Annotated in this window: 9 protein-coding genes; all 9 read left to right on the top strand. The window is 68.9% G+C overall.

Features of this window, described 5'->3' with window-relative positions; genetic code table 11:
• Window positions 1-17 precede the first annotated feature (17 nt).
• The 9 genes from NU688_RS20615 (at window position 18) to tssH (ending at window position 12400) form a co-directional block, all read left to right on the top strand.
• Entirely contained in the window at window positions 18-1157 is a 1140-nt protein-coding gene (locus NU688_RS20615; protein WP_257862659.1) for a hypothetical protein, read from the top strand.
• Between the two features lie 140 nt (window positions 1158-1297).
• Window positions 1298-3256 (top strand): caspase family protein, encoded by a 1959-nt coding sequence (locus NU688_RS20610; protein WP_257862658.1) that lies wholly within the window; start codon window positions 1298-1300, stop codon window positions 3254-3256.
• Window positions 3257-3302: 46 nt separating this feature from the next.
• Window positions 3303-3860: a hypothetical protein gene (locus NU688_RS20605; RefSeq protein WP_257862657.1), complete on the top strand. Its 558-nt coding sequence runs from the start codon at window positions 3303-3305 to the stop codon at window positions 3858-3860.
• A 1-nt stretch (window position 3861) separates the two neighbouring features.
• On the top strand, window positions 3862-4710 hold the full coding sequence (locus NU688_RS20600; protein WP_257862656.1) for a type VI secretion system accessory protein TagJ: 849 nt from the start codon (window positions 3862-3864) through the stop codon (window positions 4708-4710).
• 1 nt (window position 4711) lies between these two features.
• A complete protein-coding gene (gene tssE, locus NU688_RS20595; protein WP_257862655.1) occupies window positions 4712-5224 on the top strand; it encodes a type VI secretion system baseplate subunit TssE in 513 nt (170 codons plus the stop codon).
• Window positions 5225-5335: 111 nt separating this feature from the next.
• Entirely contained in the window at window positions 5336-7228 is a 1893-nt protein-coding gene (tssF, locus tag NU688_RS20590) for a type VI secretion system baseplate subunit TssF (protein WP_257862654.1), read from the top strand.
• Window positions 7229-7236: 8 nt separating this feature from the next.
• Window positions 7237-8274 (top strand): type VI secretion system baseplate subunit TssG, encoded by a 1038-nt coding sequence (gene tssG, locus NU688_RS20585; protein ID WP_257862653.1) that lies wholly within the window; start codon window positions 7237-7239, stop codon window positions 8272-8274.
• A complete protein-coding gene (locus NU688_RS20580; protein WP_257862652.1) occupies window positions 8271-9605 on the top strand; it encodes a tetratricopeptide repeat protein in 1335 nt (444 codons plus the stop codon). The genes tssG and NU688_RS20580 overlap by 4 nt, the downstream gene beginning before the upstream one ends.
• Window positions 9606-9682: 77 nt before the next feature.
• Window positions 9683-12400, top strand: coding sequence for a type VI secretion system ATPase TssH (tssH, locus tag NU688_RS20575; protein ID WP_257862651.1), 2718 nt, complete (start codon window positions 9683-9685; stop codon window positions 12398-12400).

Below are 12400 nucleotides of genomic sequence, written 5' to 3'. Positions count from 1 at the left end.
TTCAGGAACAGACCGCCATGAACACCGAACTCTGGCCCCCACTCAGCGTGATCCGCAACGCGTTCGAAACCGGCGGCACCGCCGTGCCCGATGCAGCTGCAGCAGCCGCTGGCGTGGCCACGGTGGCCATGCCGGGTGCGATGCCGCAAGCCGCATCGGCGACAGCGCCCGCACTTCAGGATCTCTTGCTCCCCCTCACCGAATTGGCCCGGCGCCGCGAGGCTGTCGCCCAGCGGGCCTTCCCCGCACGCTGGGCGCCGGGCCGCCTCATCAGCGTGGTGCACGAAGGGCGGTTGCTCGGCGTGCTGCTGGACCGCTGCATCCACGGCGATCTCTGGCAGGGCTGGATGGCCGCGGGCGAGGCCGACTGGGCCGGTGCCTTCGACGTGCTGCTCGAACCCGACGACGAACCCTTCGAGCCGGCGTTCGGACTGATTCAAGCCTGGAACGTGCTCACGCTCGAACCCAGCCCGCAGCTGTGCGCGCGCGTGCTCGGCGAGGTCTCGGCCACCCGGCTCGCGGCGATCCGCGCGGTGCACGACGAGTGGGCCGCGCAGAAGGTGCTGCCCATCGCGCCCGAGCCCGGCCGCATCGCGCTGCGCACCGTGGGCGGCGTGTTCTCGGTGCTTTCCGGCACGCCGCTCGGCGCGCACGACCCGCGCGCCGACTACCAGGCGCTGTACCGCACCGCTGGCCTGCAGCTGGGCCCGGCGCTGACGCAGTCACCCGAGGCTGCGCCCGCTTCGCCGCGCGCCCGGCCGCAGGAGCGGCCCGAGGGCGGCTGGTGGGGCAGCATCCGCCGCTGGTTCGGCGCCGATGGATGGATGCGGCCCGCGTTCGCGGTGCTTGCGCTGTGCGTGGTGGTGCAGAACGTCGGCCTGCTGGGCGGGCGTGGATCGCAAGAGGACGACGTGCGCTTTCGCAACGTGCCTGCCGCGCCTGCGGTGGCGTCGGCCAACCTGGTCGTGCGCTGGAAAGATGGTGTGCGCGTGGACGAGGCCGACCGCCTGCTGCGCTCGATGTCGGCCGAAGTGGTCGGCGGGCCGGGCACGAACGGCGTCTGGCGCTTGCGCGTGGACGATCCGGTCGGTGGGTTGTCGATGCTCGCGGCGTCGCCGCTGGTCGAATCGGCCGGGCCGGCTTCGGAGCGGCCATGAGTCGCGCCGCGCCGCTGTCTTTCTCCCTCCCCTCCCGGGGGAGGGCCGGGGTGGGGGCAAGCGGCGCATCCATCGGGCGCTCTGCCTGCCCCCATCCCAACCTTCCCCCAGAGGGGGAAGGAGCAATACGGGCGCTTTGCTTGCGGCTGTTGTTGTCGCTCGCGCTGCTCGTCTCCGGAAGCACCGCCTTCGCCACCCAACGCGCCCTGCTCGTCGGCGTCTCCGAACTCGTCAACCAGCCGCAGGCCCTGTGGCTGCAGGCACCGCGCAATGACGTGATGCTGATGCGCGACGCGCTGCTGAAGCAAGGCTTCGCGTCCGCCGACATCACCGTGCTCGCCGACGGCGTGAGTGGCTCCGTGCTGCCCGAATCGCAAGCCATCCACGAAGCCCTCGGCCGCCTGCTCGCACAGTCGAAGAGCGGCGACTTCGTGCTGCTCTATTTCTCCGGACACGGCACCCGCCTGCGCGACAGCAACAAGCGCTACCAGGAGCCCGACGGCCTTTCCGAGAACTTCCTCGCGCGCGACGTGCGCGGCACGCTCGGCGCCGACAGCGCCCTGACCGGCGACCTGCGCGATGCCGATTTCGACGCCTGGATCCAGGCCTTTCTCGCGCGCAACGTGTTCGTCGCCTCCGTCTTCGACACCTGTTCGGCGAACTCGATGACCCGCAGCACCACCGATGCGCCGGCCATCGCCGAAGGACCGCCCGGCGACGAGGTGCGCTGGCGCGGCCTGCGCACCACGCAATTGATCGGCGCGCCCGGCCCCGCGGCGCGCGTTGCCATGACGCGGCCCACCGTGACCGACCCCGTGCCGCGCGCCCGCTACGTCGCGCTCTTCGCATCGGAGAGCCACCAGATCACCCCCGAGTTGCGCCTGCCGCGCAAGAACCGCAACGCGCGTCCGCAGGGCCTGCTGACCTGGGCCGTGGTGGAGGCGCTGTCGCGCAAGCCCGCCACCTGGCGCGATCTGTTCGACGGCGTACTGGCCGTCTATCCGCCGGTGATCGACGAACTCGCACAACGCTTTCCCACGCGCGAGCTGCCTTCGCCGGTGGCCGAGGGCAACCTCGACGCACCGATCTTTTCCAACCGCGCCCAGGCCGTGTCGACGCGCCCGGTCTGGCGCGCGCAGCGCTCCGGCGACACGCTCACGCTGCAGGCCGGCCAGCTCGACGGCCTCGTGCTGCAGCAGCCGCTGCGCGTGCTGGCCACGATGGACGACGGCACCGTGCGCAGCGCCGAGGGCACGCTCGCGCAGGCCTTCAACGACAAGGCGCGCATGGCGGTGCCGCCTGCGCTGCGCGAACTGCCCGGCGCCGCGCTCTGGAACATCACGCCGCTGGGCGAACCGGCCACGGTCGCGCTGCGCGTGCGCGCGGAGCAGGGGTTGCCGCCGGGCTTGAGCCTCGAATACCCGGCCTCCGTTGTTGCGGTGAACGAGGTGGATGGCGCCGATGTGCGCTGGTCTGCGGGCCGGCTCGAAGTGCTCTCGCCACAGCTCGGTGCTGGCGCGAAGACAGCACCCATCGAGGCGACCGCAGCGCGCCGTCGCCTCGAAGTGCTGGCCCGCCTCAAGTGGCTCAACCAGCTCTACACCATCGCCAGGGACGCGCAGTTCGACGGCTTCGACGCGGTGTTCGAAGTCTGGAACGGCGATCGGCTCGTGCGCAGTGGCTCCGCGCAGCAGGTCGACGCGAAGCTCCTGCCGCTGCGCAGCGGCGAGCGCGCCGTGCTCAACGTGCGCAACACCAGCGCACGCTCGGTGGACCTGGTCATCGTCGGCATCGATCCGCAGGGCGGTGCGCGCCAGGTCTACCCCGAGGACCCGGGCGAGACCAACCGCTTCAAGCGCGGCACGCGCGAGGCGCCCGCCACCAAGCGCTTCGAGCTGCCCTGGTTCAACGCGGAAGGCGGCCGGCTGCTGGTGCTGGCCACGCCCGCGGCGCCCTACAGCGCGCCGCGCCTGTTCGGCACGGGCGCAGGCGATGCGGTTGCCGAAGTGCGCGTGCGCGGCGCACTGCAACCCGAGGGCGAGCGGCAGACCTTCGCCGCGATGGTTCATTGGGCGGGCGAAGTTTCGGCCGCCAAGTAAAGACGACAGCACACCACCCACACGGATTTTTTCTCAGGAGATCGACATGAGCTGGACCTTCGATGGACAACTGGACCCCGATGAGGCCCTGCGCCTGCTCGACTACCTGTCGGGCGAATCGGGCAACGACTTCTCGATGATGATCGAGAGCAAGGGCTCGCCGATCGAGGGCGAGTCGGTGCGCACGTACGAAGACGGCAAGCAGCGCATGGACATCGGCGGCTACTCGTACAAGGCCGACGTGGTCATTCCGCCGGGCTCCAGCAAGGGCAAGATGCGCAACCACCCCTTCATCGTGATCCGCGACTGCGATGCCGCCACGGCCTCCATCGCGAGCCTGCTCAAGGGCCAGGACAGCGACCTGAAGGTGACGGTGTCGGTCTTCAAGGCCGGCGGCGACAGCTCCAAGGACCTGCAGGCGCACCTGGAGTTCGTGCTCGAGGGCGCGCGCGTGCACTGCCACGCCATCGTGACCGGCGGCACGCCCAAGCGACCCTGCGACATCGTCTTCTTCAGCTACACGAAGCTGGAGATCCGCTCGGCGCCGCAGCAGAAGACCGGCGCACGCGGGGCCGTGCGCACCTGCACCTTCACGGGCAACTGACATGACCACCTCCGCCGAACTCCTGAAGTCCGCCGACCCGGTGGCCGCGCTCAAGGCCCTCAGCGACGAGGTGCGCGCCAAGCCTTCCGACAGCAAGCACCGCGTCTTCATGGCGCAGCTGCTCTGCGTGCTGGGCCAGTGGGAGCGCGCGCTCAACCAGCTGACCGTCGCGGCCGAGCTCGATGCGCTGGCCGTTCCCATGAAGCAGGTGTATGGCGACGCCGTGCGCTGCGAGGGCCTGCGCGCCGAGGTGTTCGCCGGCACGCGCACGCCCATGATCTTCGGCCAGCCCGACGAATGGCTGGCGCTTCTCATCGAGTCGCTGCTGCGGCAGGGGCGCGGTGAGTCCGAGCTGGCCGAGGATCTTCGGCAGCGCGCGTTCGACGGCGCACCCGCCATCGCCGGCACCATCGACGGCGCACCGTTCGAGTGGCTGGCCGATGCCGACATGCGCCTGGGCCCGGTGCTCGAGGCCTTCGTCAACGGCAAGTATTACTGGATTCCGTACGTCCGGCTCGCGCACATCAAGATCGAGCCGCCCGAGGACCTGCGCGACTGCGTCTGGATGCCCGCGCACCTGCAGTTCGAGAACGGCGGCGAAACCCTCGCGCTCATTCCCACCCGCTACGAAGGCACCGAGAAGAGCGAAGACGGCGAACTGCGGCTCGCGCGCAAGACAGAGTGGCGCGAACTGCGCCCCGAGGTCTGGGCTGGCTACGGCCAGCGCGTGCTCGGCAGCGATGCCGGCGAGTACGCGCTGATGGACGTGCGCGAGATCCTCTTCAACCCGGTGGCTTCCGCTGAAGAAGAAGCGACACCAGAGGAAGGCACCGAAAGCGGAGGCGGTTGACGTGGCCGAGCTCACCGCCCAGGAGCGCCTGCAGCCTTCGCTGCTCGACCGCCTGGTCGACAACGCGCCGACTGAAAAACGCGAGAGCGACGAGAAGCGCACGCTCACCAAGCAGGCACTGCGCGCGGCCGTGCTGCGCGACCTGAGCTGGCTCTTCAACGCCACGGGTTTCGGGCTTGCGATGGACGACAAGCAGTACCCGAATGCGGCGCGCTCGGTCATCAACTACGGATTGCCTATGCTGTCTGGCCAGTTCACCTCGTCGGTGCAGCGTGTCAGCATGGAACAGGCTTTGAAGAACGCAATCCTGCAGTTCGAGCCGCGCATTTTGTCCCGCACTCTCGAAGTGGAACTCGTCATGGAAGGCTCGGCACTGGAATCGCACAACAGCATCGGCCTGCAGATCCGCGGCATGCTGTGGGCGCAACCCGTGCCGCTGGAGTTCCTGATGCGAAGCCGAGTCGATCTGGAAGAAGGCCGCATAGAGATCGTGGACATGGCGCAAAGATCATGAGCCCCCCGGCTTTTCACTCCGCTGCGCTCCGTGTAATTCGCCACCCCCCGGGGGGGAGGCGCGGCTCGCCTTGGGGCGGCCCGGCGGCAGCCGCATCAAGGTAAATCCGACATGGACCCTCGGCTGCTGAACCTGTATGAACAGGAACTGCGCTACTTCCGCGAGAGCTCTTCGGAGTTCGCGCGCGCCTTTCCGAAGATTGCGCACCGGCTGGGCATCGAGGGGCAGGAGGTCGCCGATCCCTATGTCGAGCGGCTGATCGAGGCCACGGCCTTCCTGTCGGCGCGCGTCAACCTCAAGCTCGATGCAGAGTACCCGCGCTTCACGGGGCACCTGCTCGACATCGTCTATCCGAACTTCCTTGCACCGACGCCGGCGATGGCGGTGGTGTCCTTCTCGCCCGACCTCGACGACGCCAACCTGGCGACAGGCCCGAAGCTGCCGCGCGGCGCCGGCCTGCGTGCGCGCCAGGCCGTGGGGCAGAACACGCATTGCGAGTTCCGCACATCGGGCGCGCTGCGCATCTGGCCGATGGAGGTGCAGCGCGCGCAGTACTTCACCTATGCGCCGGACCTGCCGCTCGCCACGCACCCGCAGTCGCGCGCCATCCGCGGCGGCCTGCGCATCGCGCTGCGCGCGACGGCGGGGCTCAAGTTCAACCAGATCGCGCTCGACGACCTGGTGCTGCACCTCGGCGGCGCGGAAGACGTGGCGTGGCAACTGCAGGAATGCGCGCTGGGCCAGCCCATCGGCGTGATGGTGCGGCCGTTGTCGCCCACCGGCGCATTGCAGGGCGTGGCGCAGAGCCTGCCGGCCAGCGCAATCCAGCCGGTCGGCTTCGAGGACGACGAGGCGCTGTTGCCGGTCACGGCCACGGGCTTCTCGGGCTTCCGGCTGCTGCAGGAGTACTTCGCGTTTCCGCAGCGCTTCCAGTTTTTGCGCATCGCCGGGCTGCAGGCGCTGCTCGCGACCATGCCGGTCACCGAGATCGAACTCGTGCTGCTGTTCTCGCGCGGCGATGCGGCGCTCGAAAAGCTGGTGAGCGCAGAGAACATCCAGCTCCATTGCGTGCCGGTGGTCAACCTCTTCAACAAGCGGCTCGATCGCGTGCCGCTCACCGAAGGCGTGAGCCAGTTCCACCTGGTGCCCGACCGCACGCGGCCGCAGGATTTCGAGGTGCACACCGTCACCGAGGTGATCGGCCACGGCGCACCCGGCGTCGATGCCGCGGCGGCGGAGCAGCCGTTCCGGCCTTTCTACTCGGCCTTTCACGGCACGCGGCACAGCCACCCCGCCTACTTCACGACCACGCGCGAGCCGCGCATGCTGTCGGTGCGGCAGCGCACCGAGGGCCACCGCAGCAGCCACATCGGCTCCGAGGTCTACATGCAGATCGTCGATCCGCAGCAGGCGCCGTATGCGGCCACGCTGCGGCAGTTGGCGGTGACCGCGCTGTGCACCAACCGCGACCTGCCGCTCCTGATGCCGCTCGGCCGCGACAACGATTTCGACTGCGTCGACTCCTTCCCCGTGCAGCGCGTGCGCATGGTGCGCGGGCCCTCGCGGCCGGTGTCGCCGGTGGTGAGCCAGGGGCTGGGCTGGCGGGTGGTCGACCACCTCGCGCTCAACTATCTGTCGATTTCCGACAGCACGCCGGAGCAGGGTGCCGCCGCGCTGCGCGAGACGCTGATGCTCTATGCCACGCACGCCGACGAGATGCGCCAGGGCCAAGTGCGTGGCCTCCTGTCCGTGAAGAGCAAGCCCGTGGCGCGCCGCCTGCCGCTCAAGGGGCCGATCGCGTTCGGGCGTGGGCTCGAGGTGACGCTGGAGGTCGACAAGGATGCGTTCCATGGCCACAGCGTGTTTCTCTTCGGCGCCGTGATGTCGCGCTTTCTCGCGCGCCATGTGGAGGTCAATCACTTCGTCGAGACCGTGCTGCGCGTGGCGGGCAAGGGCGAGACCATGCGATGGAGGCCGCTGTGCGGGACCCGGCAGATTCTGTAGCCACACGCGTGGACAACGCGCTGCGCGGATGGTCGGCGGAGCCGTGGTCGTTCGATTACTTCGCGGTCATGCGCCGGCTGGAATCGGTCGCCGCGACCACGCCGCGCTGGGGCCGCGCGCTGCTGCCGAGCGCCGAGCCGGTGCGCGTGGGGCAGGAGCCTTCGCTGTCGTTCGCGCCGGCCAGCTTCAGCCGCTTCGAGCCGGCAACCGCGTATTCGCCACCGCGGCTGCGCCAGCATTTCTTCAGCTACGTCGGCCCCAACGGCCCGCTGCCGGTTCACCTGAGCGACTTCGTCCGCGAGCGCAGCCTGAACCATGGCGACCCGACGTGGCTGGCGTTTCTCGACAGCTTTCTGCATCGCTTCTCGCTGCACTTCTACCGCGCGTGGGCGCAGGCACGGCCCGCGGTGGCGCTCGACCGTCCGGGCGAAGACCGCTTCAGGCTGCAGGTCGGCGCGTTCATCGGCACCGGCACGCCGGGCCGCATCGGGCGCGACGAGGTGCACGACGATGCGCGCCTGCATTTCTCGGGCTGGCTCGCGCGCCGCGTGCACAACGCCGAGAGCGTGGAGTCGGTGCTGTGCAGCTACTTCGGCGTGCCGGTGACGCTGGAGCGCTGGGTCGGCCACTGGATGCGCGTGCCCACGGACGAAGTCACGCGGCTCGGGCGGGGCGAGAGCTCGCGCTCGATGGGCATGGGCGCGATGCTCGGCACCCGCGCGTGGGACCGGCAGCACCGCGTGCGCCTGCACATGGGGCCGCTCACGCTCGATCAGTACCGCATGTTCCTGCCGATCGGCACCGCGCGGCCGGTGCTGCAGCGCTGGATGCAGCAGCTGCTGGGCGACGAACTCGAATGGGATGCCGAACTCGTGCTCGAGAAGGCCGAGGTGCCGGTCACGCGGCTCGGGCAGAAGCAGGGCAACGCGCCGCGCCTGGGCTGGGTCTCGTGGCTCGGTCAGCGCACGCGCTCGAAGGACGCGGCGGACGTGCGCATCGGCAACAGCTCGATGACCGTCCGGGCCGCTGCAGGAGCCGCGGCATGACGACGACTCTCGGGTGTGCAGACACGGCGGCGCACGCGGCCGCGCTGGTGCAAGCGGCGGACCTGACGAAGGCGGGGAATCTCGACGCGGCCGACGAACTGCTCGCCCGCATTCTGGAAGCCGCGCCCGGCGACCCCGATGCCCTGCACTACCAGGGCTTGCTGCGCCATGCGCAGGGGCGCGACGCCGAGAGCATCGCGTTGATCGGGCGGTCGCTCACGCTGCAACCCGCGCAGAGCGGCGCCTGGAACAACCTGGGCAATCTGCTGGTCGAGGCCGGCCGCGTCGACGATGCAATGCGTGCCTATGAAAACAGCGTGTCCTTTGCCAAGGGTGACGACGGCGCCGACGCGCTGAGCAACATCGCGACGCTCGAATGCAGCAAAGGCCACTGGCAGGCCGCCGAGCGCGTCAGCCGCCGTGCGATCGAACTGCGGCCGACGTCCAGCGAGGCCTGGTACAACCTGTCGATCGCGCTGATGGAGCAGGGGCGCATCGAGGAAAGCGTCATCGCCAACAGCCGTGCGGTGCTGCTGCAGCCGCGCAACCTGAGCGCGCGCTCGAAGGTGATTCGCGCGCTGGAGCTGCTCCGCGAGAACGAGCAGGCCATCTGCATGTACCGGGAGTGGCTGACCGAAGATCCAGGCAACCCCGTGGTCGCGCATCTGCTGGCCGCCTGCGAGGGGCATGCGCCCGAGCGCGCCAGCGACGGCTATGTGGAGACGTTGTTCGACAGCTACGCAGGAAGCTTCGACGCGAGCCTGGAGAAGCTGCACTACCGCGCCCCCGAACTGGTGGCCCGCGCGGTGCAGGACATGTATGGCCCGCCCGCCGCGCATCTGGCGGTGGTCGATGCCGGCTGCGGCACCGGACTCTGCGCCCCGCTGCTGCGGCCCTGGGCCTCGCACCTGGCCGGCTGCGACCTGTCGGTCGGCATGCTGCAGCGCGCGGAGCAGCGCGGCGGCTACGACGTGCTGCACAAGGCCGAGCTCACCCACTACCTGCAGACACAGCCCGCCCGGTTCGACCTGGTGGCATCGGCCGACACGCTGTGCTACTTCGGCGATCTGCACGAGGTGCTGGCGGCAGCCGCGCGTGCGCTGCGCCCGCAAGGCGGCGTGGTGTTCACGGTCGAGGCCATGGCCGGGGGTCGGGACGACTTCAAGATCGAGGGCAGCGGCCGCTACCGCCATGCGGCAGCTCACGTCGAGGCCTGCCTTGCGGCCGCCGGTTTCGGCGCCGTTCGCATCGAGCCGATCGTTCCGCGCCGCGAGGCGGGGCGGAACGTGCAGGGTTGGCTGGCCAGCGCAAGGCTCGCGGCCCCACCCTGAATTCGCCCACACATCGCCGAACGTCCTTCATTCAAATTTCCCGGCATGAATCGTCTTCAACAGATACGGAGTCTTCCATGAGTGAAATCAGTCGCACCGCCCTCTTCGGCAAGCTCAACTCGCTGGCCTACAAGGCCATCGAAGGCGCCACGGTGTTCTGCAAGATGCGGGGCAATCCGTATGTGGAACTGGAGCACTGGTTCGCCCAGCTGCTGCAGGCGCAGGACTCCGACCTGCATCGCGTGATCCAGCACTACGGCCTCGATGTGTCGGTGATCGCCAAGGACATGACCGCCGCGCTCGACCGCCTGCCGCGCGGCGCCACCGCGATCAGCGACTTCTCGCCGCACATCGAGAACGCCATCGAACGCGCATGGACCTACGCCACGCTGCAGTTCGGCGAGGCGCAGGTGCGCACCGGCTACATCGTGGTCGCCATGCTGAAGACGCAGAGCCTGCGCAACCCGCTGTTCGGCCTGTCCAAGCAGTTCGAGAAGATCAAGGTCGAGGACCTGGCCGACAACTTCCCGAAGGTGTGCGATGCCTCGCCCGAATCGCAGATGCGCGCGCAGGACGGCACCGGCATGGGCAGCGGCGCCCCCGGCGAAGACTCGGGCGCGATGGCGCCCGCCGCCATGGGCAAGGGCGATGCGCTCAAGAAATTTGCTGTCGACCTCACGGAGAAAGCCAAGAAGGGAGAGATGGATCCGGTGACCGGGCGGGACGAGGAAATCCGCCAGATCGTCGACATCCTCATGCGCCGCCGCCAGAACAATCCGCTCTTGACCGGGGAGGCCGGCGTCGGCAAGACGGCAGTGGTGGAAGGTTTTGCGCAGCGCCTCGCACGCGGCGACGTGCCGCCGCAACTGAAGGACGTGAAGCTGCTCACGCTCGACATCGGCCTCTTGCAGGCCGGCGCGAGCATGAAGGGCGAGTTCGAGCAGCGCCTGCGCCAGGTGATCGACGAGGTGCAGAGTTCGCCGACGCCGATCATCCTGTTCATCGACGAGATCCACACGCTCGTGGGCGCGGGCGGCGCGGCCGGCACCGGCGATGCGGCCAACCTGCTCAAGCCCGCGCTCGCACGCGGCAACCTGCGCACCATCGGCGCGACCACCTGGGCCGAGTACAAGAAATACATCGAGAAGGACCCGGCGCTCACCCGCCGCTTTCAGGTCGTGCAGGTGCCGGAGCCCGACGAGGTGAAGGCGATATTGATGCTGCGCGGCGTGGCCAGCGTGCTGGAGAAGCACCACCGCGTGCAGTTGCTCGACGAGGCCATCGAAGCGGCCGTCAAGCTCTCGCACCGCTACATTCCCGCGCGCCAGTTGCCCGACAAGGCTGTGAGCCTGCTGGACACCGCATGCGCCCGCGTGGCCGTGTCGCAGCACGCGACGCCGCCCGAAGTGGAAGACTGCATGCGCCGCATCGAAGGGCTTACGGTCGAGCAGGAGATCATCGGCCGCGAGGCCACCATCGGCATCGACGTGACCAAGCGCTCGGCGCAGGTGGAGGCGCTGCTGGTCGAATCGAAGCAGCAGCTCGAAGCGCTGAATGCGCGCTGGCAGGAAGAGAAGGGGCTGGTCGACCGGCTGCTGGAGCTGCGCAGCAAATTGCGCGCGGGCAACAAGCCGGTGGATGCGCCCTCAGATGCCGCGCCTGCAGACGCGGCTGCCGGTGCTGTTGCCGCTGCCCCCGCGCACGACCGCGCCGCCCTGCTCGCCGAACTGCACGAGCTGCAGGCCAAGATCCACGCGGTGCAAGGCGAGTCGCCGCTCATTCTTCCGTCGGTCGACGAACAGGCCGTGGCCTCGGTGGTCGCGGACTGGACCGGCATTCCGGTCGGCCGCATGGTCAAGAACGAAGTCGAAGCGGTGCTCAAGCTCGCCGACACGCTCAACATGCGCGTCATCGGCCAGAAGCACGGCCTGGAGATGATCGCGCGCCGCATCCAGACCTCGCGTGCGCGCCTGGACAACCCGCAGAAGCCCATCGGCGTCTTCATGCTCTGCGGCACCTCGGGCGTCGGCAAGACCGAGACCGCACTGGCGCTTGCCGAGGCGCTCTACGGCGGCGAGCAGAACATCATCACCATCAACATGAGCGAGTTCCAGGAGGCGCACACCGTCTCCACGCTCAAGGGCGCGCCGCCGGGCTATGTGGGCTACGGCGAGGGCGGCATCCTGACCGAGGCCGTGCGCCGCCGTCCGTACAGCGTGGTGCTGCTCGACGAGGTCGAGAAGGCCCACCCCGACGTGCACGAGATCTTCTTCCAGGTCTTCGACAAGGGCTGGATGGAAGACGGCGAGGGCCGCATGATCGATTTCAAGAACACGATCATCCTGCTCACCACCAACGCTGGCAGCGAGCTTGTGATGAGCATGTGCCGCGACCCCGAGCTGCTGCCCGATTCGAACGCGCTGGCCGATGCGCTGAAGGCGCCGCTGATGAAGGTGTTTCCGCCCGCGCTCTTGGGCCGCATCGTCACCATTCCCTACTACCCGCTGTCGCCCGACATGATGAAGAAGATCGTGCGACTGCAGCTGGGTCGCATCAAGAAGCGCGTGGAGACCAACCACGGCGTGCCCTTCGAATACACCGAGGCGGTGATCGAGCAGGTGGTCGCGCGCTGCCAGGACCCGGAGTCGGGCGGCCGCGTGATCGACGCGATCCTGACCAACACGGTGCTGCCCACCATTTCCGTCGAGTACCTGCAACGCCTCGCGTCCGGTGGAGAGATCCGCCGCGTCGCGCTGGATGTGAAGGATGCCGATTTCACCTACGCGTTCGACTGA

The organism is Variovorax sp. ZS18.2.2, assembly GCF_024701975.1.
Taxonomy (GTDB): Bacteria; Pseudomonadota; Gammaproteobacteria; order Burkholderiales; family Burkholderiaceae_C; genus Variovorax.
The sequence above is the reverse complement of the archived record's forward strand: the minus strand, read 5'-3'. Positions and strand labels throughout refer to the sequence as shown.

Coding starts and splice junctions, on each gene's coding strand:
- NU688_RS20615 (WP_257862659.1), top strand. CDS start 18: ATGAACACCGAACTCTGGCCCCCACTCAGCGTGATCCGCAACGCGTTC.
- NU688_RS20605 (WP_257862657.1), top strand. CDS start 3,303: ATGAGCTGGACCTTCGATGGACAACTGGACCCCGATGAGGCCCTGCGC.
- NU688_RS20600 (WP_257862656.1), top strand. CDS start 3,862: ATGACCACCTCCGCCGAACTCCTGAAGTCCGCCGACCCGGTGGCCGCG.
- tssF (WP_257862654.1), top strand. CDS start 5,336: ATGGACCCTCGGCTGCTGAACCTGTATGAACAGGAACTGCGCTACTTC.
- NU688_RS20580 (WP_257862652.1), top strand. CDS start 8,271: ATGACGACGACTCTCGGGTGTGCAGACACGGCGGCGCACGCGGCCGCG.
- tssH (WP_257862651.1), top strand. CDS start 9,683: ATGAGTGAAATCAGTCGCACCGCCCTCTTCGGCAAGCTCAACTCGCTG.